The organism is Lentzea alba, from assembly GCF_011067745.1.
Classification (GTDB): Bacteria; Actinomycetota; Actinomycetes; order Mycobacteriales; family Pseudonocardiaceae; genus Lentzea; species Lentzea alba.
This window is the reverse complement of sequence record NZ_JAAMPJ010000014.1, coordinates 47,243-70,235: the sequence shown is the minus strand read 5'-3', so window position 1 is coordinate 70,235 and position 22,993 is coordinate 47,243. Positions and strand designations below refer to the sequence as shown.

Below are 22,993 nucleotides of genomic sequence, written 5' to 3'. Positions count from 1 at the left end.
ACCCATGACCGCTGTGCTGGAACGTCCCGCACCGGTGCGCCCCACCGGTCCCGCGGGGAAAGCGCGCAGGCTGGCCCGGCGCGTGGCCGGACCGTGGACGTACGCCGCACTGATCGCCGTGCTCGCCGGGTCGGCCTTCCCCGTGTACTGGTCGTTCGTGGTGTCCTCGCAGACACCGGACGCGATCGACAGCGTGCCGCCGGTCCTGGTACCGGGCGGCCACCTGTTCGAGAACATCGCCCGCGTCTTCGACACCACGGACTTCGCGCTCGCGATGATGAACTCGATCATCGTGTCGAGCACGGTGACCGTGTCCGTGGTGCTGTTCTCGACGCTGGCCGGGTTCGCGTTCGCCAAGATGAAGTTCCGCGGCCGCAACGTGCTGCTGTTGCTCATCATCGCCACCCAGGCGATCCCGACCGAGCTCGGCATCATCCCGCTGTACATGATGATGAGCGAGTTCGGCTGGGCCGGGGAGATCCACGCGGTGATCGTGCCGGGGCTCGTGACCGCGTTCGGCGTGTTCTTCATGCGGCAGTACTTCGAGCGGGCGATCCCGGACGAGCTGCTCGAGGCGGGCCGGATGGACGGGTGCCACTCGCTGCGGCTGTTCTGGCACGTCGCGCTGCCCGCCGCCCGGCCGGCCGCGGCGGTGCTCGGGTTGTTCACGTTCATGCAGGCGTGGAACGACTTCTTCTGGCCGCTCGTGGTGCTGGTGCCGGAGAACCCGACCGTGCAGACCGCTCTGTCCACTTTGGCCAGCGGCTACACCACCGACTACACGCTCGTGCTCACCGCCGCGACCATCGGCACGGTTCCCGTGCTGGCCGTGTTCCTGTTGTTCGGCCGCCAGATCGTCGGCGGCATCATGTCCGGCGCCGTCAAAGGCTGACCTCGTTCTTGGGAGACTGTTGTGAGCTTTCCGGCCGGCTTCCGCTGGGGTGTGGCGACCTCGGCCTATCAGATCGAAGGGGCGGCGGCGCTCGACGGCCGCGGCCCGTCCGTCTGGGACACCTTCGCCACCGTGCCCGGTGCCGTCGCGTCCGGCGACACCGGTGACGTGGCGGCGGACCACTACCACCGCTGGGCCGAGGACGTGCGGCTGCTCGCCTACCTGGGCGTGGACGCGTACCGGTTCTCGATCTCGTGGTCGAGGATCCTGCCGGACGGTCACGGGCGGGTCGAGCAGCGCGGCCTCGACTTCTACCGGCGGCTGATCGAGTCGTTGCTGGACAACGGGATCGAGCCCTTCGTCACGTTGTACCACTGGGACCTGCCGCAGGCGCTGGAGGACCGGGGCGGGTGGCGCGTCCGCGAGACGTCCGGCTGGTTCGCCGACTACGCGGCGACCGTGCACGAGGCGCTCGGTGACGTCGTCTCCAAGTGGACCACGCTGAACGAGCCGTACTGCTCCTCGATCGTGGGCTACGGCGAGGGCCGCCACGCACCCGGGGCACGGGAAGGCCACGGCGCCCTGGCCGCGGCGCACCACCACCTGCTGGGCCACGGCCTGGCGGTGCAGGCCATGCGCGCCAACGGGTTGCCGGGCCAGGAGTTCGGCATCGTGCTCAACCAGTCCCCGGCCGTGCCGGTGACGGACTCCCCCGCCGACGTCGCCGCGGCCAGTCGCCAGGACTGCCTGCTGCGCCGCCAGTTCACCGACCCGCTGTTCGGCTCGGCCTACCCGGACGAGCTGACCTCGATGTTCGGCGCGATCACCGACTTCTCGTTCCGGCACGACGACGACCTGGCGATCATCGGCGAACCGCTGGACTACGTCGGCCTCAACTACTACTACCGGCTGCACGTCGCCGACGCGCCGCACCGGGAGCCGGACCCGGCCAAGCGCACCGCCCACGACATCGGCGTCGACACGACCCAGCTGCCGGACGTCCCCCGGACCGGCATGGGCTGGCCGGTCGAACCCGCCGGTCTCACCACCGCGTTGACGGACCTCAAGGCCCGCCACCCCGGCCTGCCGCCCGTCTACGTCACGGAGAACGGCTGCGTCTACCCCGACGTGGACGGGTTCGCGGACCTCGACCGCATCAACTTCCTGCAGGACCACATCGGCGCAGCCGAAGCGGCCGCGGCGGCCGGAGTGGACCTCCGCGGCTACTTCTGCTGGTCACTGCTGGACAACTTCGAGTGGGCGCACGGCTACAAGCACCGGTTCGGCCTGGTCCACGTCGACTACGAAAGCCAGGCCCGCTCACCGCGCGCCAGCTACCACTGGTACCGCGCGTTCATCGCGGCGGCTCGATCGCAGGACAGCTGACCGCCGGCACCTTCAGGTCCAGCAGGTAGTCGTCGACGCCACCGCGCGTGCAGGCGCTCTGGGGATAGGCCACGTGGCCCCATCCCTCGTACGTCAGCAGCGCGGTGTTGCGCGGCGCCTGGCGGTGGATGTTGACGGCCCAGGCGTACGGCGTCGTCGGGTCGTGCCGCGCGCTGAGCACCAGGATCTTCGGCGCGTCGCTGATGTTCAGCCGGTGTGGTGGGTTGCTGGGCGGTCCGGGAACACCGGCGCACGCGGTGGCCTCGTCGTGGCCGATGAGGCTGCCGCGCATGATCGGTGACCGGCGGAGCTCCTCGGCCCGCAGCCGGGAGTACTCGGAGAAGGTCCTGATGCGCAGGGAGAAGTCCTGACAGACCGTGGCCAGCCGGACCGACTCGTAGTTCGGTTCGAAGGAGAGGCCGGCCCGGCGTTGCGCACCGGTGGTGGCGATGAGGTGCGTGGCATACCCCCAGTCCGGAACGCTCAGCGCGCCGTACATGGAGTCGATCAGCCGCTGCCGGCCGAGCGGTTCCGCGTCAGCACGGACGAGCGCCGCCTCCCAGGCCGCGTGGACGTCCTGTCCGTGCAGGGCGCAGGAAACCGTGCGGTCGCACCAACGAGCGAACTCGGCGAACGAGTCGTCCACGGCCGCGGCCCGCTCCCCCACGAAACGCTTCAGGTCCACGCTGTGGTCGACGACGCTGTCGAGGACCATCGCACGGACCCGGTCACCGAACTTCTCGGCGTACGCCTGCCCGAACACCGTCCCGTACGACAGCCCGAGATAGCTGATCTTCCGCTCACCCAGCGCCCGCCGAACGGCGTCCATGTCCTGTGCGACGCTCGCGCTGTCCGCGTGGTCGAAGATCGGCCCGCTGCGTTCACGACACTTGGCGAGCACGTTCTTGTTGTACTGCACCAACGCGGTGAACCCGGCCTCGTCGGCCGGATAGCTCGACGGCGGATCGGTCATCAGGTCGGCACAGCGGATCGGCAGGCTGTTGCCGGTCCCCCGCGAGTCGATGCCAACGATGTCAAACCGCGCCCGAAGGTCCGGGCTGAACAGGCGGGACAGCGCGAACGCCGCCGCCGAACCGCCAGGACCACCGGGGTCGACCATGAGCACGCCGATCCGCCGGGCCGGATCGGTCGCCTTGTGCCGCGCCACCGCGACATCGATGCGCTGGCCCCAGGGCTTCGCCCAGTCCAGCGGCACGCTCAACGTCCCGCACTCGCCCTCCTGGTCGTCCGCGCACGGCGCCCACGCGATGGCCGGCGCGGGTTCGGCGCTCGCGACACCCGCGCACGTCACCAAAACCGTTGCGACGATCGAACTTGCCAGTGCCCGTCTCAGGGACCGCACAGCGCCTCCAGCTCTCATGGGAAGTGATCACCCTAGGAGAGAAAGCGCTTTCTGAACACGGCCGCCCAGGACACCGGCCTAGGCGGAGGACGTCCGGCTGATGGCTGTGTTCGAGGCGAGGTGGGACTGCAGCGTGCGGTGCAGGAACGCGTGGCCCAGCACGGTCTTCCGCATGATCACGCGATCCTCCGCGTGGGCGAGGAACCCGTCGATGTCCCGTGGGAGCGTGTTCGACGCGACGATCGCGCGCACCGCGCTGGTGTGACTCCACCAGCCGCTCAGCGAGATCGCGAAGCCACCGAGCCACATCCCGACACCGCTCGCCACCAGGATGAAGTACATCGTCGGCCGCCACGCGGGGTCCCAGACGAACGTGATCAGCAGCGACGGGAGCCACAGGCTCACCGCCAGACTCACCGCGCCGGTGAGCACACGCACCCAGAGCGTCATTCGTGCCGCACTTCTGGCGGAGCGGTGTCGTTCGCCGGGCGCCCGGTGCGGCAACGAGATCACCGCGGACGTGAGGCCCGCCAGCACGCCGGGCAGCACCCCGAGCGGCAACGCCTCCGCCCCGCCGACGATGCCCACGCACAGACCGGCGAACAGGCCCGTCACCGGCGGGATGATCAGGGCCGAGCACCCGGCGGTGACGTCCAGCACCCAGCGGCTGTCCACGAAGTCGCTGAGGTCCATCCGCGACCTTCCGTCCTGACCGGGCAACGGGTGGTCCGCGGCGAGCAGGTTGGCGAACGCCGTCCCCGCCAGCACCAGCACGCTGATCCACGCCATCGCGAAATCGGCCTGGACCCACGCCACCGCCGCCACGCCGGCCCCTGCCACGGCCGCCGCCGCCAGGTAGAGCCACGTCGCCGTCCGGCCGGCCAGAGGGTCGATCCTCCACACCCAGGTGAGGTCCAGCGAGTTGACCGCGACGCTGTCCTGCTGGACGTCTTCCATCATTCGCGCGAGCTTGCGCAGGTAGGCGACGATCTCCTCGTCGGTGTGGCTCACGGTGCGCAGGCCGGTCCGGCTGCGCTGCCTCGGCAGCGCCTCCTGCAGGTACGCCTCCCACAGGTGGTCGAGCCGGTTGGTCAGCAACTGCGCCACGACCTCGTCGGTGACGTCCTTGCCCTGATAGGTCAGCACCGCGACGGTCAACGCGAGCGGCGTGTTCAACAACGTCGCCAGCTCGGGATTGCGCTGACACGCCGTGCGCAACGACACCAGTTCGTCGCCGGCGATCTCCAGGTACTCGTCGACGTTCGCCGGGCTCAACGGCAGGATCTCGGCCGCCGCCCCGAACCGCAGGTGGCTTCTCGTCTCGAAGTACTCCGCCGTCCGGCTGCACACCACCATGCCGGTGTTCAATCGGGTGCGCAGCAATGACAACACGCGCACGCATCGCCTGCGGTCGGCCAGGTCCCGGATCTCGTCGAGACCGTCGAGCAGCAGCACCACCGGGCTGTGGTCCGCCCGCAACCACTCCTCGACCTTGCGTTGCGGCACCGCGTACAACTCGCTGATCTCCCACGCCAGCCAGTCGATCGTGGCGTCGAGCACCTTCTCCACGTCCTCGACCCGTGCCTGGTAAGCCTGCCGCCGCCGTTCCCGGACGGCCTCGTCGACCTCCTGGTCGGTGCGCACCGCGCTGAGCACGTGCTGCAACTCGGGCAGGTCCAGTCGCCAGCTGTTCGCCGACAACGTGACCACGATCGGCACTGGCCCGTCCTCTTCGGACAGCAGGTGCTGAGCGAGCCGGAGCAGCTGCGTCGTCTTGCCCGCGCCGGGGGCGCCGAGCAGCACCAGCCTGCGTTCGGTCTCAGGCGCGGCGAACAGCTCGACCACGTCGACGTCGAGCTCGCCTTCGTCGTCACCGATCTTGCGCAACGGCCCGGAAATCGCGTCGCGGCGCTCCCGGAACCCGAGCCGTGCGGGCACGATCCGTTCCAGCGAGCAGTCCAGGAACCCCGTGATCCAGATCTTGTGCACCTGTTGCCGGAGATCGTCGAGGTACCCGTCGGCGTCGCGATCGACCGCTCGCCCGTCGTGCGACCGCTCCGCCGGCCCGCGCCGTTGCCATGCCAGCGCTCCGGCCAGCAGTCCGGCCGCGGCGAAGGCCAGCAACGCGAGCCCGGTGTGCTCCCGCATCCACCGCTGGCCCGGCAGGGGGTTCGCCGCCGCGAAGTCGCCCAGTGGCGCGAAGTAGGCGGCGGCGGTCGCGGCCACCACGATGGCCGCGACGGCCGGCAACGCCCCGCCCCGTCTCACCGGGCGTCCTTCCGCGTGAGAGCCGCGGTGCTCGCCATCGCGCGAGCGTGCCTTCTCAACTCCCCGACCCGGTGTACGTGGTCGGGTTGACGCGGCCGAACCTCGCGTCGCCCTTCGGCCCGGCAACGCCCCCGGCGTAGATCTCGGTGTAGTCCCGGAAGGCCGGTCCCGTCGTCGACGACGGATCCTGGCTCGCGATCGCCGTCACCTCGAAGGCCTTGCCGTGGTCGTCGATCGTCTGCTTCACCGGCGCGACGCCGAGCCCGACGTTGACCGTGATCTCCAGCTTGAACTTGCAGTGCTTCTTCGCGGTGATCCCGTGCACGACCAGTGCGTGCGTCTCGTCCTTCTTGATCGACACCGTGTGGTCGAGGAAGTAGTTGCCCGACAGCACCCCGCGCTCGTAGTTCTGCGGCAGCGGCGACGGGTTGTCGAGGTTGAACCCGATCTGGACGCTGTCGTCCTGGCCTCCGGGCGGGGCGAACAACAGCGCCCCTGTCAACGGCGCACCGCAGGTGGCGATCGTCCGCATGTTCGTGATCACCGCGGTCTCGGCGCTGGCTCCGCGCAACGCGATCTGAACCGCGACGTTGCCGGGACCGACGCCACCCATGGCTCTGGCCCGTTCCTCGTAGTCGCCGGCGCCTGCGTACAGGTCGCTCAACTCGGCGACCTGAGCGTCGGTGAGTCGAAGTGCCTGGGGGAAGGCAAAACTCGATCCGACGTTGGGCACGCCGATGTACTGAACGGAGTCCACGTGCACCGCGGGAGCCTGCCTCGCCGCTTCCGGTGCGTTCGGTGCCGGGGACGCGGTGGTCGGGCGGGGTGCCGACGACGTGGAGGTCGAGAGCGACTGCGGGGCTGCCTGGCCTGTGGTGGCGTTGTCCGGCTGGGAACGGACGGACCAGACGACCAACGCCACCACTGAGACCATGACCACGACGGTCGCACCCAGGACCATCAAGAGCGTGCGCCGGTCGTACGGGTGGATGTTGACCACGTCGATGCTGCCGCTCTGCACGACGGCACCCGCCTCCACGCCGGCGGCGGAGTTCAGCACGCCCGGCGAACTGTCTTCGGGTTGGTCGGCGGTCACTCGATGTGTATCAGAGGGCTCACACCTGCCGTTACCGGCACAGGTTTGCCGGATCGGGTGGAATGGCTACCCGTTCTCCCGCTCCGCGAGCCACGGCGGCTGGGTGATCGTCCACTTCGGTTCGCTCCGCCACCGGCCGAGCAGGTCGCACGGCTGCCACGGCAGGTCCGGGTGCTGGCGCGTCTCCTCGGAGGTCGCCGTGTGCCGGATGGTCACCATGAAGCCCGGTTCGCCGTTCACGATCTGGAAGTAGCGGATGCCGGTCACCAGGTGCGCCTTGATCCGCTGCACCTCGGCCGCGCCGATCGGCAACGTGACGAGCGTGAGCGGGCTGGCTGTGGGAAGCCATTCGCCCTCGCGCAGGAACAGCTCCCACCGCGGTGAGGTGTCGGCCGCGCATCGGATCAGGGAGAACGCCTTGTCGGGCTCGGCGGCGTCGCGCAGGGAGTCGAGCACGGCGAAGTAGTAGTGGCCGTCGACGGGTTGGGCCTGGCGGCGGGCGGACCGCATGGTCAGGCGCAGGAAGAGGCGGTAGGCCTCGAAGTCGCTCAGCGGCAGCACCACCGGGGCGTCCGGTTCCGGTGAGCGCACCAGGCCGTAGGCCGAGTCGATGTCCAGGACGTCGTTGGGGTGCTGGAAAATCGCGTAACCGCCGGTGAGTTCGTCCTTCTTCTGTTCGCGGTGGAAGCGGACGAGGGCTGCCATCACGGCGACCGCGTGGTCGAGGGTGACCTGCTCGGCGCCGGCGTTGGGTTCGTCGGCGATCTGGCTCAGCAGGTCGCCGGGCACGAACTCGCCGTCGGCGGTGAACATGATCGGGCCGACCGAGGAGTCCGCCTTGCGCGGGACGCCGACCACGGAGAACGGGTTGCCGTTGATGGTGGCGACGTAGTGGATCAGGATGTCGTTCTCCCACGTCGCGTCGATGCGCTGTTTGAGCTCGCCCGCCTCGGCCGCGCTGATGGCGACGTACTCCTGCCGCATGTCCTCGCCGCGGTCGATGTCGTGCAGCTTGTCGCACGTCTCCCACATGTTGTGGCCCGCGTATTCCTCGTCGCCGTAGAACTCGGGGCGGCGCACCAGCATGTACGCCAGGGAGAGGTCGAGGACGTCCAGCGTGGCGCGGAAGACCGCGAAGTACTTGTAGTCGGCGAACTCCGACAGGTGCTGCCGCGCGCGGATCACCTGCACCAGTTCGACGAGGAAACCGTTGGCGTAGCCGACGTTGGCCGGTCGCGCGGTCCACCGCGGTTCGGCGGGCACGCGGCTGAGCAGGTTCGAGGGTTCCCAGCGCAGGTTGTGCGTGAAGGCTTCCTCCACCGCGCCGGTCTGCCTGACGACGGCGAGCGGAAGCGCTTCGCCCTCGACGAGAATGATGGTGTAGCTCACGTTCGGGTCTTCGACGCCCGCGTAGTGGTCGCGCAGGCCCCAGTCGTCACCGATCATGCGATCGCCCCCCAGCGGATCTTTTGGGCAGCATAGCGTCGTTGCCTCACGCACCGGCGTGCAGGTAGCTCGCCCACCGCGACGGCTCGTCCGGAAGCCTGTTCCGCAGCGCCGACTGCACCCGGTGCAGAGCCGCGGCGGAACGGCCGGCGACCGGGCCGTCCTCGCCCAGGATCTGGAGGTAGACCTTCTCCGCCACCGTCGCCGCCGTTTTGTCGTAGACGGCCCACAGCGTGCCGACGACGTGGCGGAAGCCCGCCGTCTGGAACGCGGCGGCGAGGTGGATCGCCTCGTCCGAGAGCGTCGGCTCGGTCCTCGCGGTGTCGCAGGCCGAGAGGAAGGCGAACTCGGCGTCGGCCAGCCGCAGGCGCGCGATGTCCGGCACGCGCAACGGTTCGTCGGCGAGCAGGAGGTGGCTCTGGGACGGGTTCGCCGGGTCGGCGTGGCCGTGGCAGGCGAAATGTGCCCATGTCGTGTCCGCCAAGGCTTCCAGCACCGCCGTGCGGGTGGCCGCCGGGCCGGGGAGGACCGTGCGGGGTCGAATCCTGGTCACCACCTCGGCCTCGAGTCCGGCGTGCGGCAGGTCGTCGGCTCCCGGAGTGACCGGCATCGAGACGACCAGCTGATGAGGATCCGCCCCCGACGAACCGCGCCGGGCGTGCCGCAGTGCGCGGATCGTGGGCGTGTAGGAGGAGATGACGTGATCGCCGACCCACTGTCCACCGTGGACACCGGCCGCGTGCAGCGGGAGCAGCGCCAGCGGGCCGACCGGTGACCACCAGACCCTGGGCAGCGTGCCGGCCCGAGGTGCCAGCTCGTCGAGCACCGGGCGGGCGACGGAGTGCCACAGCCACTCGAGGGTTTCCAGCACCGTCTGGTCGCGAACTCGGCGGTCGCGGTCGGCGAGACCTGTCTGGAACGCCGTGACCCGCCGGCGCAGCTCCTCTTCGGAAAGTTCCGGCAGGGCAACGGCTCGCGCCCCGCTCGGCGTCACGATCAGCGCGTCGCTGCGGTGCCGGCTCGTGTTGACGAGCACGATCGGCCCGGCGGCGGCCACCTCGGTCAGCTCGGCGAACGTCGGGCGGCGCAGGAAGTCCTCGTGGCCGGGAAGCGCGCGGATGTCGGCCAGCACCTCCTCGAACGCCGCGGCCAATGCCATCCGGTCCGCGTCCCGCTCGCTCTCGATCGCCTCGCTCACCTGCTCGAACCGGGCGGCGAGCGCCGGTGCGTCCTCGTGCAGCGCGCTCAGGTCGGCGCGGGAGTCGAGTGCCTGCGCGGCGAGCACGCCACGACCGACCTCCAGCGCCACCACCGCCCCCGCCGGGCTGCCGGCGGTGAGGGCGCACGCGGCGGCTTTGGCGCCGAGACCGGTGAAGCGGCGCAGCCAGAACTGGGCGTCGCCGCGGCCGAGACGCCGGGAAGCCAGGCGCGGCAACAACCCCACCGCGGTCGCGAACGCAACGGCGGCTTCCTCTGCCCGTCCCGCGTCGGCGGCCAGGTCTCCCCAGACGATGGCGGCGCGCAGGCGGTCGTCGACCGGCGAGGCCGCGAACCCGGCGGCTGTGCGCAGCACGTCCAACGCCTCGGCCAGCGCGGCACGGTCACCGGTCTGCGCGTAGCGGGCCCGCAGCGCGTCGCCGAGCACGCCGAGCGCGTGGGTGTGGCCGAAGTGCCGGTCGTAGTGGACCGCCTGCCGAGCGAGCGCGACGGCCTCGTCGATCTCGCCTCGCGACCGCAGCACGTCGCTCAGGTTCGTCAGGCGACTGGCCCGGTCCAGGTGGTTCGCCGGGGTGAGAGCGAGAGCGGCGCGGTGGGCGGCGACAGCGGCGTCGAGCGCGCCTTTGTCGCCGTGCCGGTCGAAGAGCGTGTGCTGCACCGCGCCGAGGTTGCCGAGGTGGTGCGCCCGCTTCGGATGACCGACGGGCACACCGCCGACCACCTCGCGGTGCACCTCGATGCTCTCCCGCAGCGCGGCGGGATCGCCGGTGCGGTGGTACCAGGCAGACAACAGTGAGGCGAGATTGCCGGCGTGGTGCAGGACGTCGCCCTCGTCCGGCAGACGGGTCGCCGACCGCACGGTGATCACCGCCTCTTCCAGCACGGCCAGTTCACCGGTCGCGTCGTACCTCTTGCTCAGACACACCGCCAACTGTCCGAGGTTGGCCGCGCTCGGCAACCGGTCGACGGCTGCCCGGGCGAACTCGATCGCCTTGTTCACGACGGCGAGCTCACCGTTCCTCTCGAACACGACGAGCAGCGTGCTGCTCGCGTTCGCGAGGTGCCGCGCGCACGGATCCAGATCGATCGCTTGCCCGTGCAACGCAACAGATTCCGTGAGGTCGCTACCCCTGGCCGAGGCGAGTTCGAGCAACGCCGTGGCCAACGTGTCCAGGTGACTCGCGCGGCGTTCGCGGATCGGGGTACCGGACTGCACGGCGGCCCTGGCGAGTGCGATGCCCTCCACCAGCGGATCCACCTCGCCGGTCTGCTTGTACCGCGCAATGCGGCGCACGGCCTCCGCCGCGAGCAGCTCCGCCTGGTCCGGCATGGCCGTCGCAGGCCTGGACGCGTTGAGCGCCCTCAGGTTCTGCTCGGCCCGGTCCCTGGCCTCGTGACCCGGCGGCGCGATCCTGGCCGCCAGCGTGTGGGCTTCGACGAGCACGGCCTTGTCCCGCGCCGACCCCGTCCGTTCCCAGCGCTCGTCCAGCATCGCGCAGAGGTGTTCCTGGCGTTCGATCGTGCTCTCCGCGCCGGCCGGGGACATCGTGACGGCCTTGCGGGCCTCGGTGATCGCGGCGTCCAGCGCGTCCAGGTCGCCCACCGCGTCGTACCAGTCGGCCAGCGCCAGCGCGTAGGAGTACTGGTAGTGCGCGGGATCGTTCTGGTCGTCGGGCAGGTCGACGGCCGCACGGGACAGCGCCACCGCCTCCTCGAGCGCCCACCGCTCGCCGGTGTGGTCGAAGACCGCCCGCAGCACCCGCGAGAGCATCCGATGAGCCGTGGGGCGGTCAGGACGCAGCGCCACCGCGTGCCGGGCCAGTGACTCGGCCTCGGCCAGGGCGGCCGAGTCGCCGGTCTGCCGGAACAGCATGTGCAGCAGCAGGGCGTAGTCGCCCACTTGGACGGCGTCCTCGGGGTCGTCGGCGAACGCGGCCCGTTCCAGCTCTCGCGCCTCGTGCAGGTCGGCGACCGCGCCTCCGCGGAGGAACCGGTCGTACAACGCACCGGCGAGGGGCGAGCGGTACCGCGTCCCACCCGGTTCCGTCACGGCTTTGCGCCCCGCCGTCACCGCCGCCGACAGGGTCTCGGCGGACTGCGCGGCCTGCGCGACCCGCAGCGCTTCCTCGAACCGTGCTCCCCAGACCACCCGGATCAGTCCTCCCCGGCGATCACCGTATCGGTTTGCGGCCGTTCGCACGGTCACGTTCGCCCAGACGGGTGCCCCAGCGCTGAGAACGCCCTAGGCTCGCGCCGCGGCGAGGATGTGGTCCATCCGCTCCACCAGCAGCGAGATGCCGTCCAGGCGCAGGAGGTTCGTCTCGAAGGTCAGGACCGGTTTCGGCGAAGCGCCCATGATCGGCCCGACCCCGAGGTTGAGGGTGGCGGGGACGTTCGTCCGCTCCGCCGGGGTCTCGGTGATCGCGGGCTGGTCCGGATCCGCCACCACGCCGGGGTCCGCCCGCTGGGCCGGTCCGGTCCAGCCGTCCCTGGCGACGACCGAGCGGACGTCGTTGAAATGAACGAACGGCGCGTGTTCCGGGTCGACGCCCAGACGGGGCAGGAACAACTCGCCGGGAGACTGGGCGTGCCGGTAGGCCGTGAGCGAGCCGCGGAACACCTCTCGTACCGCGGACCGGAAGTCCGACGGGCCTCGCGAGTACGTGTACATGGTCATGTTCTTGAGCCGGGTGATCGATTCCTGGCGGGCCAGGTCACTCCGGTTGGAGCAGTGCAGGTAGCAGCCGAAGGCGTCCACCTCGAAGAGCTGCGCGGTGGCGAGCAGGAAGGCGGTCAGCAGGACCCCGGATGAGCTCGTTCCGGACGTCCGGGCCACTTCGTCGGCGGCATCCAGAAGTGAGCCGACCGGCGCCGTGATCGTCCGCACGGGCCCGCTCACGGCGAAGGACGGTCGCGGCAGGGCGTTGATGACCGCCATTTGCTCCTGCCAGTAGTCCAGTGCCTGGCGCTCGGCACGAAGGCCGGCCTCGGAGATCTCCCAGTCGACCTGGTCGAGCTGTTGGAAGGGCCGTCCCCGCCCCTCCGCGGCGCCACGCGTGATCGCCGAGAGCTCCGACCTGAACGACGTGACCACGTTCTCGCAACCGGCGGCGTCCGCGATCATGCGGGCGACGCAGAACGCCACGTGCGTCACTTTTCCGTCCGCGGCCGCGAAGCCCGCGCGGAAGGGAAGGCCGTTCTGGATGTCGAGCGGCGTTTCGCCGGTCCGGTTCCGGAGAAGCTCGTCAGTCAGCGCGCGACCGGGTGGCACGTGGTATCGGACGACCTCCACCTCGCCACTGCCGACGACCTCTTGGCCGACGACGCGGTTGCCCACGACGTGAAACCGCGTGCGCAGAGACTCGTGCCGGCTCACCATCCGGGCGATCGCCGCCAGGAAGTCGTTGATCCCGGTGCCTGCCGGGACGGTCGTGCTGAAGCACAGGTCGTCGCTGAAGCCCCTGATCCCGGCCAGCCGGTGGTCCTTCCACCGCACCTGTTGGGCCCAGCCGATGGCTCCCTTGCGGTGCGAGCAATCCCGGAACGGAACCAGGCAAGGTCGTGGCACCAGTACAACGTCGTCAGCGTTCGCCGTGGTCATCAACGCCCCTCGATCGGTAGGTCCGGGTTCACGACGCCGAGCGCGTCGGCGGCGACTCTCAGCGCCGCCGGTCCGTCCAGAAGTCCTCTTCTCCCGAACGGCGACACCGCCAACGTCGAGACGCCGGCCGCGGCGAAGTCCCGCATCCTCCTGGCGATGCGCCGCTGCGGCCCGAGCAGGGAGGTCGCGTCCAGGAAGTCGAACGGCACCGCGGCCGCCGCGCCGGAAAAATCCTTTGCCAGGTACCGTTCCTGCACCTCCGCGGCCTCCTCGGCGAAGCCCATCCGGCAGGCCAGCTGGTTGTAGTAGTTGTGTTCCTGGCTGCCCATGCCGCCGAGGTACAGCGCCGCGTACCAGCGAACCGCGTCGGCGCACGTTCTGACGTCGTCACCGACGGCGATGGGCGTCATGGCGACGACGTCGAAGTCCTGGAGGGCCGCGCCTGCTCGTCGCCTTCCCGTTTCGACGTGCGTCAACAGCTCTCGCGCGAAGTCCGGGGAGAAGAACGACGCCAGCCAGCCGTCGGCGATCTCGCCGACCAGCTCCAGGCTCGCCGGTCCGATGGCCGCCAGGTAGAGGGGAATGCGTTCCTGGACCGGGCGCAGGCTCAGCATCAGCGGCTTGCCGGGGCCGCCCGGCAGCGGCAGTGTCCAATGTGCACCGTCATGGGTGAGCGGCTCACGTCGCAGCGCCTTGCGGGTGATCTCGGCGTACTCGCGGAGCCGGCCCAGCGGTTTCGCCCAGCGCACGCCGTGCCACCCCTCCGACACCTGCGGGCCGGACACGCCGAGTCCGAGACGGAAACGCCCTTGGGACAACGTGTCCAGGGTGACCGCGGTCATCGCCGTCATCGCCGGTGACCGGGCGGGAACCTGGAACACCGACGAGCCGACGCCGATCCGGGCGGTGTGGGCGGCGACCCACGCCAGCATCGTCGCCGCGTCGGACCCGTGGGACTCGGCGACCCAGCAGACGTCGTACCCGAGACGGTCGGCCTCGACCGCCAGGTCGAGGCCGTTGGACGAGTATCCGGCTCCCAGGTAGCCGATGTTCAGTCCGAGTTTCATCGAAGCGCCACCGGCAGGGTCTCCACGCCGAAGGTCAGCGAGCCGTCCCGGAAGGTGACGCCGTCCTGCGCGTCGAGGCGGATCTCCGGAAACGTGGCGAACAACGCCGGCAGCACGATCTGCATTTCCAGGCGCGCGAGCGGTGCGCCGAGGCAGTAGTGGATGCCGTGACCGAACGCGAGATGCGGTGCCGGCGCGCGGGAGGGCAGGAACTCCACCGGCTGGTACCGGTGCGGGTCACGATTCGCCACCGGGAAGGAACAGAGGACGCGGTCGCCGGAGCTGACCGCGGTCCCCGCGATGACAACGTCGCGCCGCACCGTGCGTGGCAAGGAGAAGTGGAACACGGTGAGGAACCGCAGGAGATCCTCGACGCCCTTCGCCGTGGACGCCTGGTCGCGCAACATGACCTGCCGGTCGGACGGCCGCTCCAGCAGCAGGAGGACGCTCTGCCCGATGAGGCTGGAGGTCGTCTCGTGGCCTGCCAGGAGCAACAGGTTTCCCATCGCGACGAGCTCGGCGTCGGTCAGCTCCTCACCGTGCCGGCGCACCAGGTCGCCGAGCAGCCCTGTGCCGGGCTCCCGGCGCAGCCTGCTCACCAGATCGCCCATGTAGGACTGCATTTCGGCGCGGTTGTGCGCCCGTGCCAGCGGGGCGAGCCGGGTGTCGATGGCGATGCCGCTGCGGCGGCAGAACTCGTCGCGGTCCGTGCTCGGCACGCCCAGCAGTTCGGCGATCACGATGGCCGGGACGGGCTGGGCGAACTGGGCGACGAGATCGGCGCGGTCGTCGTGGCGGAATCGACTCAACACCGACTGGGCGATCTGCTCGACGGCGGGACGCAGACCGGCGACGCGGCGGGCGCTGAACTCGGAGGTGAGGAGCCCCCGCAGCCGGGTGTGCTCTGGCGGATCGAGCCCCAGCAGCGACCCGGGCCCGGTGGGTGACGCGTCTCCCCCCGGCCCGCCGGACGGCAGCCTCAGCACGTTGCTGAAGGTGTCGGGATCGCCGAGCACCCGACGGATCTCTTCGGCGTTCGTGACCAGCCAGGTTCGACCGCCACCCGGTGTCGTCATCGGCATGGAGATCTCCGTGATGCCACCCGCCGCATCAGCGGACAGGAGCTCAGGCGCCGGGTTCAGCGGCTGAGTCACGTCGCGGCGCATCGCCAGTGGCGCGGACGTCATTCTTCTCCTCGTGAACAGGTCGGGCGATCAGAGATGGGAAGGCGCGGCGAGTCCGAAACCCCGTCCAGAACGCAGGCGGGACATGGCCTCTTCCACGAGAAAGCCGGTCAGGTCCGGGGGAAGACTCCGCGGCCGGACCTCGGCGGCGGCGCGCAACCGGTGCAGGACCGCCGCGGGCCAGCGCGCGTCCGCCGTGAACGACGCGCTGTTCGCGTTCCGCGAGCGACGCCACGTCTCGAAGCACGCGCTCGCCACCAGCACGCGGGCATAACGCTCGACGAACTCGTAGACCGCGGGGTCGGCGGCAATGCCGAGACCCGCGATGTCGAGGCCCTCACACCGCCTGGTGAGCGCAGCGAGTTCGGCGACGAAGTACTCCGCGTTCTCGACCAGTCCGCTCACGACGCCGTCGCTGCGGACCTCCGCAAGTCCCAGGGCGAGCGAGGTCGCCAGGCTCTCCTGTCCGGTCAGGCCGACGCCGAGGGCGGCGAAGTCGAACGGCGGCAGCTCGGCATCCGGCGCGAAGACGTTGTCGGGCAACGTCCGCGGCTGGGACCAGCTCCGGCGGGCCAGCAGTGGTAGCCGCGGGAACAACGAGACCTGGCAGGCGGCACGGGCGGCGTGCCCGAACCCCGCGGGCTGGATGTCCCGCAGCAGCTTCTGGAAGATCGCCGCTTCTCCGTCGCGCAGGTAGAAGTGCGCGCCGAGCACTCCGGCGAGGTCGTTCATCGCGTCGATGAGGATCTTCGGCACGAAGAACTTCACGGCCTGGGCGTAGATCGCGGCTTCTTCGGGGACGACGTGCAGCGCCCGTGCCGCCACCGCGGCGAAGCAGTCGGCCGCGAGCAGGTCCGCGCGGGCTCCCGCGATCACCGCGCGGACGTGGGGCAGGTCGATCGCGGAACCGCCGTAGAGGCGGCGGCGCGTCGTGTGCCGCAGTGCCGTGCGGATGCCGGTGTCGAGCACACCGTTGAACATGGCCACCAGGGTCGTGCGGGTCACCTGAAACGACCGCAGGGCGTTTTCCAGACCTGTTCCCGGTGTGCCCATCAGCGTCGAGGCCGGCACCCGGCAGTCGTCGAACTCGATGCCGCCGAGTTCGACTCCGCGCATTCCGGCGGTGTGGAACCGCGGCAGGTACCTCGAGCCAGCGGGGTGCAGTTCTGCCTTGTCGACGAAGAGCTGGGAGTGGCTTCTGGCTCCCGCCTTGGCACTGGTGCGTGCGAACAGCACGAACGCTTCGCTGCGTTCGAGGTTCGTCACCACTTCTTTCCGGCCGTTGAGGCGAAGTTCGCCGCCGTCGACGTCGGCGCGGCATTCGGTTTCCGCCATGTCGTTGCCGTGAGCCAACTCGTGGTACGCCACGGAGATGCGCCGGCCCGCGGCGAGCAGGTCCGCCGCGCGCCGGCGTTGTTCGGCGCTGCCGGCCGCCCAGATGTTGACACCGGCGATGAAGGAGCTCGCGCCGTAGCCGAGACCCAGGCACGGGTCGCGGCGGTAGACCGATCGCATGATCTCGACCAGGTCGTCCAGCCGGCTGAGCCGTCCACCGAGTTCGGTCGGGACGAACTCCAGGTTCAGCCCCCACCGGGTCAGTGCCTGCTCCCCGGCGGCGAACATGGACCCCGCCTCGTCGGCGGCCAGGATGTTCGTGAACCCCAACGGGTTTGTGGCGTCGAAGGGATCGCCGAGCAGCTGTTCGAGCTCGTGCTGCCGATCGGCCCGTGGTGGCGGCGTCATCGCACCTCTCCGCGAGGGAAGATCGACAGTGCCTCGTGGCCACCGTCCTGGAGCGCGAGCCGGCCGAGCACGCCGAAAACATCGCGCCGCTCGCCCGTGTCCCGCGACGGGAGCCGTTCGACGATCAACGTGAGCGCCGCGGTCAGCCACAGGCCGTCCTGCCACAGCCTCAGGTCCTTGCTCGTCGCTGCCCCTTCTGTCCACAGGCGACAGACGGCCGCCGCGGCCGTGCACAGCTCGAAGTCTCGTGCGATGTCGAAGGCTTCCTGAGGAACCTGTCGTGGTCCTCGATCGATGTCGGCCATCTCCCCCAGCACTCGTCGCAGGCTGCGCAGAGCCGCGGCCGCGAGCTTCGCGGCAGCCGCCGGCACTTCCCCCGCGGCTGCCTGTGCGGCGAGGACGTCGCAGTCCGCCGCCATCGCCGGCACCAGCCAGCAGGAGCGTGCGAGCAGCCGCAGCCGGCTCGGATCCCACGGCTGGGACGGTGTGCCGAACAGGCCCGAGCGGCCGTCCGGCGTCAGCCTCGCCCTGGTCAGGACGGGGAAGTGCTCGACTGTCAGGTTCCGGCACACCGCTGTGCTTCCGTCGAAGATGCTGACGATGCGGTGATCGCGGTCGAGCTTCTGAAAGGCCCGGTACGGCTCGTTCGCGGTCAGAAAGCCCCTGAGCCCGAGCAGTTCCCCGATCCTGGAGATCGCTTCCTGGCACATCTCCGGCACCAGTGCCTTGGCCACCGCGGAGATCAGCGACAGCTCGTCCGGGGCGTTGCCCGCGGTGCTGGCCGCGGCGAGGCTGACAGCCTCCGCCGTGTGCAGTGCCGCGATGCTTCGCCCGAGTTCCCGCTGAAGATTCGGCAGGTCCGCGAGCGTCCTGCCGTACAGCCGCCGCTCGCGCAGGAACCGCCGGCCGAGCGCCAACGCGTGGTCGAGCGCGCCCAACGACAAGCCGCAGCACATCGTGCGGGTCAGCTGCAGCGCCTTCAGCGTGGTTTCGACGCCAGAACCGAGCGGTCCGATCACGGCCTCGGCGTCGACAGCGGTCTCGTGGAACGCGATGCCGCTGATGTCCGCGCCCCGGATGCCGTGCGTCGGCAGCTTCGGCGTCGAGGTCCAGCTGTGCGGATCAGCGCGCTCCTTGTCGAACAGAATCACGCTGAAGCCCCGAGGTCCGCCCTCCGGGCGCGTCCGCGCGAGCACACTGACCAGATCTCCGCGGGTCGCGTTGTTGATCAACCACTTCTCGCCGGTGAGCGCCCAGCCCTGATCGGTCGGTGTCGCCGTGAGCTCGCCGGAAAGCAGGTCGGCGCCGTGCGCGCGTTCGGTCAGGCCCCACGAGACGATCGCGCGACGGTTGATCCGTTCGGCCAACCGGCGCCGCTGCCCGCTGTCGCCACCGAGCCAGACCGAGGCGGCCCCGAGAAACGTCTTCGGATGGCCGACGGCCAGGGTGAGGTCCCGCCGGGCGAGCAACCGCACGAGGCTCGTGAGGTCGAAGAGGTGGTCGAGCTCGCCTCCGTTGCGGCGGTCGACGTAGAGGCGATGGATCTCCAGCTCGTCGAGGAACGCCGCGGCGGCGGAGGGAAACACCTCCTTTTCGTCCAGTGACAGCAGCGTGTCCGGGCACAACGCTCCGCCCGGACGGGACGCCTCCTCGATCGCCGCCTCGATCCGCCCGAGCCGGGCGCTCGGCGTCCAGGTCATGATCCGCGCCTGTCTTCGTCGGTCAGCGCGACCTCGGGATCGACGGCGGACCACAGCGCCTTGTGCTGACCGCGCAGAAAGGCGTCGCGGATGGCCAGCCGCTGGACCTTTCCACTGGTGGTGCGCTCCACCGAGCCTCGGCGAACGAGTTGGACGGCCGCGGCGAGGACGCCGATCTCGCGGGCGACCGTCAGTTTGACGGCACCGCCGATCTGGGCGAGCTGCTCCTCCTTCAGCCCCGGCCTGACCTCGTGCACCACCGCGATCATCTCGTCGCCCGCGTGGCTGCTCACCCCGAACGCCGCGCCGAAAAGCCCGCGGAAATCGGGTATTTCCTCGCGGATGGTGTGCTCGATGTCCTGCGGGTAGATGTTGCGTCCGCGGACGATGATCAGTTCCTTGATGCGGCCGGTGACGTAGAGCTCGTCGTCGTGGTCGATCACCGCGAGGTCGCCCGTGCGCAGGTATCCGGAGCGGCCGTCGGCCGTGGTCCCGTTGAAGACCCGCTCCGTCTCCTCGGGGTTGCGCCAGTAGCCGGCACCGACGCTCGACCCGCGCAGCCACAGTTCACCGACTCGTCCCCGCGGCAGCACGGTGCCGTCCTCGGGATCGACGACCAGGGCGTCGAGGTCCCGGACGATCCCGCAGCTGACCAGGTCACGGGTGGCCGGGGTCGGGACGGGGACGTTCGCCGGGGTCATGGTCCCGGCGCCCAGAGCCGCTTCGTCGACCCGGCGGATCACCGGCGGGCGGCATCCCGTTCCTGAGACGAAGACCGTGGCCTCGGCCAGGCCGTAGCAGGGATTGAGCGCCTCCCGGCGGAAACCGGCCGGGGCGAACCGCTCGGCGAACGCGTCGAGGGTGCCGGCCTGAACCCGCTCCGAGCCGTTCGCCGCGTAACGCCATCGCGAGAGGTCCAGCCCGTCGAGTTGGTCGTCGGTGACCATGCGGGCGCAGAGGTCGTAGGCGAAGTTGGGCGCCGCGGACCAGTCGAGGTCGTGTTCGTCCACGACCTCCAGCCAGCGGACGGGGCGCCTCAGGAACGCGGTCGGACTCATGATCGTCGCGGAGCTCCCGACGTACCACGCCGGGAGGATCAGGCCCATCAGCCCCATGTCGTGGTAGTGGGGTATCCAGGCGCCGAACTTGGTGGTGGCGCTCATCCGGAAGTTGGACACGAGCATCGCCGCGTTCTCGGCGATGTTGGCCTGGGTCAGCATCACCCCCTTGGGCGTGCCGGTGGAGCCCGACGTGTACTGCAGCAGGGCCAGGGAATCCGGCCCGGTGGGGATCGGGTCGTCCACCGGCGGAGCGTCGAGTGCCGAGGTGACGACGAACGCGGTCTGTTGGAGTCCGGCCGCGTCCATGAAGGTCGACACCTCGGCCCGAGTCGCCTCGGCGGTCAGCACCGCGGCGGGCTCGGCGTCGGCGGCGATCGCCGCGACCCGCCGTTGCTGGTGCCGGTAACTGCCGGGCAACGGTGACGGCACCGCGACGACGCCCGCGTAGAGACATCCGAGGAACGCCGCGGCGAAGTCGGCACCGTCGGGGTACAGCAACAGGGCCCGGTCGCCGGGCCGGCACGCGAGCGCCAGCACGCCGGCGACCCTGCGTGCCGCCAGATCCAGTTCCTGGTAGGTGAGTTCGTGCACCGAGCCGTCCGCGGTCGCGTCGGTCACGTGCGCGATGGCAAGGCCCGTCGGCGTGGTCGCCGCGTGCTCGTGGACCACGTCGGCGAGGTGTCGGACCGAGCCGACCCGTGGGTTCATCGGTGAGGCGCCCTTCGGCTGAAGCACGGCGTGGCCGTCGGCGGATCAGTGGGCGGTGAGCTGGTCGGCGAGCGCTGACGCCAGTGCTGCCACGGACGGGTAGTCCCACATCATCGTGGCCTCGACGGCGACACCGAGGTGGTTCTCGATGTCGTCCACGATGGCCAGCGCGTAGAGCGAGTCGACGCCGTAGTCGACCAGCGGGGTGTCCGCGTCGATGGCGGACGGATCTCGTTTCAGGACCGTCGCGATGCGGTCGATGAGCCAGGTGCGGAACTCAGCCTCGTCGAATGCGGCCGACGTCATGTGCATCTCCCAAGTTGGTTCGTGTGCAGGGGGACAGACCGGTGATCAGTGACCCATTCCGAGTCCGCCGTCGACAGGGATCACGGCGCCGGTGAGGTAGGCCGCGTCCGGCCCGGCGAGGAAGGCCACCACCGCGGCGACCTCGTCCGCGTCCGCTTTCCTGCCGAGCGGCACCGTCCCGAGGATCGCGGCCTCGCGCTCTTGCGAGAGCACCGCGGCCATGTCGGTGTCGACCAGTCCGGGGGCCACCACGTTGGCGGTGATCCCCAGCGGGCCGAGCTCACGCGCGAGTGACCTGGCGAGCCCGACGAGCCCCGCCTTCGAGGCCGCGTAGTTCGCCTGCCCGGGCCACCCGTACAGCCCCACGACGGAGGAGATGAAGATCATCCGACCCTGGCGGGCCCGCATCATGCCGCGCACGGCCCGCTTCGCGACCCGGTAGGCGCCGGTCAGGTTCGTGTCCACCACGTCCGTGAACACCTCGTCCTTCAGCGCGGCGAACATCCGGTCCGACGTGATCCCGGCGTTGGCGACCAGCACCTCGACCGGTCCCTGGTCCTTTTCCACGGACGCGAAGGCGGCCTCGACGGAGGCCACGTCCCGCACGTCGCACGGCACCACGGACACACCCTCGACCGGTTCGCCCGACCGCGAGGTGACCGTGACGCTGTCGCCCCCGGCGGCGAGCCGCCGCGCGATCGCCAGGCCGATCCCTCGATTGCCTCCCGTGACCAGTGCGGAGCGCCCCACGTTTCGTTCTCCTGTCGTCAGCGTCATCAGCAGGCGGCCGGCCGGTGCGGCACGCGTGGCTCGGCGGTGATCGGCAGCGATGCCCAGCCGGAGATCGTGTGGGAGTGCAGCCGCACCCCGGGCCCGACCTGTTCCAGGTCGGTGAACCGGCTGAACAACTCTGCGAAGAACAGCTTCAGGACGTCCCGGACGACCGCGTTCCCCACGCAGTAGTGCGGTCCGAGGCCGAAGGCCAGGTGCCTGTTCGGCCGGCGCCGGACGTCGAAGGTGAACGGGTCGGGAAAGGCGTCCTCGTCCCGGTTGGCGGAAGCCAGCCAGACCACCACGGCATCGCCGGCGGTGATCCGCTGTCCCCGCAACTCCGTGTCCTGCACGGCATAGCGCAGGAAGTGCGTGTTGGGGGTGGCCCAGCGCAGTGCCTCCTCGACCCCGCTGCCCAGCAAGGCCGGGTCAGCCGACCACCTGTCCAGTGTGGACGTTCCCATGAGGTCGGCCAGGGTGGTCGTCGGCACCTGGGAGATCGTCACGTTCCCGCCGAGCAGCAGGCTGTAGCAGTTCGAGACCACCTCGCGCTGGTTCAGCCGACGACCGTCCCATTCGGTCTCGACGAGCAGGCTGACGAGATCGTCACCGAGGTGCGCTCGCCGGTGGCGCACGACGTCGTGGAAGAAGACCAGGAGCTCGCGGTGGGTGTCCCCCAGCGAGGATTCGCCCGCGCCCTGCCGTCCGAACAACGGGTCCTCCGGCGCGATCGAAGCCACGCTGAGTTCGGTGAGGCGTGCCCAGTCCCCGGCCGGCAGGTCCATGAGGGTGCCCATGACCCCCATCGCCAGTCGTCGCATGTGTGCGGCCAGGTCATAACCCCCGCCATCGGCCAGCGGCGCGAGCGCGTCAATGACGACCTCGCGGAATCGTTCGCGCATTCCGGTCACCGGTTTTGCCGCGAGCGCCTGCTGCAACGGCATTCGCAGGCTGGTGTGCCGGGGCGGATCGGTGACCACGAGTTGAATTCCACCGGCCGGATCGCCGCGGCCGAGCTGATCCAGCAGCGTTCCTCGCTGCGAGGAAAAGACCGTGGCATTCTGAAGAACTTCGGAGGCGTCCCGAAACGACGTGACCGACCAGAATTCGCGGCCGTCCGGAAGTGTGTGCCGAGTTACCGGCGAACTGCGGCGCATCTCCGCCCAGAGGGCGTGTGGTGCAC

Annotated in this window: 16 protein-coding genes; 2 read left to right on the top strand and 14 right to left on the bottom strand. The window is 70.1% G+C overall.

Translation table 11 applies throughout. The features are described from left to right. Positions 1-4: 4 nt before the first annotated feature. The gene (locus G7043_RS38450) at positions 5-892 is read left to right on the top strand and encodes a carbohydrate ABC transporter permease (protein WP_166053633.1); all 888 of its coding nucleotides are present in this window, start codon (positions 5-7) and stop codon (positions 890-892) included. 21 nt (positions 893-913) lie between these two features. Beyond that, positions 914-2,278, top strand: coding sequence for a GH1 family beta-glucosidase (locus G7043_RS38445; protein ID WP_166053632.1), 1,365 nt, complete (start codon positions 914-916; stop codon positions 2,276-2,278). Here G7043_RS38445 and G7043_RS38440 read toward each other — a convergent pair. The 14 genes from G7043_RS38440 to G7043_RS50160 all read right to left on the bottom strand — a co-directional run bounded on the left by G7043_RS38440 (position 2,247) and on the right by G7043_RS50160 (position 22,790). After that, positions 2,247-3,641: an alpha/beta hydrolase gene (locus G7043_RS38440; protein WP_313888282.1), complete on the bottom strand. Its 1,395-nt coding sequence runs from the start codon at positions 3,639-3,641 to the stop codon at positions 2,247-2,249. The genes G7043_RS38445 and G7043_RS38440 overlap by 32 nt on opposite strands. 78 nt (positions 3,642-3,719) lie before the next feature. Next, positions 3,720-5,909, bottom strand: coding sequence for an NACHT domain-containing protein (locus tag G7043_RS38435; protein WP_166053630.1), 2,190 nt, complete (start codon positions 5,907-5,909; stop codon positions 3,720-3,722). A gap of 55 nt (positions 5,910-5,964) precedes the next feature. Continuing rightward, positions 5,965-7,005 carry a hypothetical protein gene (locus G7043_RS38430; RefSeq protein ID WP_166053628.1) on the bottom strand — a complete coding sequence of 347 codons (1,041 nt, stop codon included), beginning with the start codon at positions 7,003-7,005 and terminating at the stop codon, positions 5,965-5,967. A 66-nt stretch (positions 7,006-7,071) separates the two neighbouring features. Continuing rightward, the gene (locus G7043_RS38425) at positions 7,072-8,451 is read right to left on the bottom strand and encodes a hypothetical protein (RefSeq protein WP_166053627.1); all 1,380 of its coding nucleotides are present in this window, start codon (positions 8,449-8,451) and stop codon (positions 7,072-7,074) included. 46 nt (positions 8,452-8,497) lie between these two features. Beyond that, the gene (locus tag G7043_RS38420; RefSeq protein ID WP_166053626.1) at positions 8,498-11,818 is read right to left on the bottom strand and encodes a CHAT domain-containing protein; all 3,321 of its coding nucleotides are present in this window, start codon (positions 11,816-11,818) and stop codon (positions 8,498-8,500) included. Between the two features lie 93 nt (positions 11,819-11,911). Continuing rightward, positions 11,912-13,270: a hypothetical protein gene (locus G7043_RS38415; protein WP_166053625.1), complete on the bottom strand. Its 1,359-nt coding sequence runs from the start codon at positions 13,268-13,270 to the stop codon at positions 11,912-11,914. Beyond that, positions 13,270-14,337 carry an LLM class F420-dependent oxidoreductase gene (locus G7043_RS38410; RefSeq protein ID WP_166053624.1) on the bottom strand — a complete coding sequence of 356 codons (1,068 nt, stop codon included), beginning with the start codon at positions 14,335-14,337 and terminating at the stop codon, positions 13,270-13,272. The genes G7043_RS38415 and G7043_RS38410 overlap by 1 nt, the downstream gene beginning before the upstream one ends. After that, entirely contained in the window at positions 14,334-15,524 is a 1,191-nt protein-coding gene (locus tag G7043_RS38405; RefSeq protein WP_166053623.1) for a cytochrome P450, read from the bottom strand. The genes G7043_RS38410 and G7043_RS38405 overlap by 4 nt, the downstream gene beginning before the upstream one ends. 27 nt (positions 15,525-15,551) lie before the next feature. Continuing rightward, complete coding sequence (locus tag G7043_RS38400) at positions 15,552-17,264, bottom strand: acyl-CoA dehydrogenase (protein WP_166053622.1); 1,713 nt, start codon at positions 17,262-17,264, stop codon at positions 15,552-15,554. After that, the gene (locus G7043_RS38395; protein ID WP_166053621.1) at positions 17,261-18,964 is read right to left on the bottom strand and encodes an acyl-CoA dehydrogenase family protein; all 1,704 of its coding nucleotides are present in this window, start codon (positions 18,962-18,964) and stop codon (positions 17,261-17,263) included. The genes G7043_RS38400 and G7043_RS38395 overlap by 4 nt, the downstream gene beginning before the upstream one ends. Then, positions 18,961-20,733 (bottom strand): fatty acyl-AMP ligase, encoded by a 1,773-nt coding sequence (locus G7043_RS38390; protein ID WP_166053620.1) that lies wholly within the window; start codon positions 20,731-20,733, stop codon positions 18,961-18,963. The genes G7043_RS38395 and G7043_RS38390 overlap by 4 nt, the downstream gene beginning before the upstream one ends. 45 nt (positions 20,734-20,778) lie before the next feature. Then, on the bottom strand, positions 20,779-21,039 hold the full coding sequence (locus G7043_RS38385; RefSeq protein WP_166053619.1) for an acyl carrier protein: 261 nt from the start codon (positions 21,037-21,039) through the stop codon (positions 20,779-20,781). Between the two features lie 45 nt (positions 21,040-21,084). Further along, positions 21,085-21,789: a 3-oxoacyl-ACP reductase FabG gene (gene fabG / locus G7043_RS38380; protein ID WP_313888281.1), complete on the bottom strand. Its 705-nt coding sequence runs from the start codon at positions 21,787-21,789 to the stop codon at positions 21,085-21,087. 26 nt (positions 21,790-21,815) lie between these two features. Further along, complete coding sequence (locus tag G7043_RS50160; RefSeq protein ID WP_313888280.1) at positions 21,816-22,790, bottom strand: cytochrome P450; 975 nt, start codon at positions 22,788-22,790, stop codon at positions 21,816-21,818. Positions 22,791-22,993: the final 203 nt, after the last annotated feature.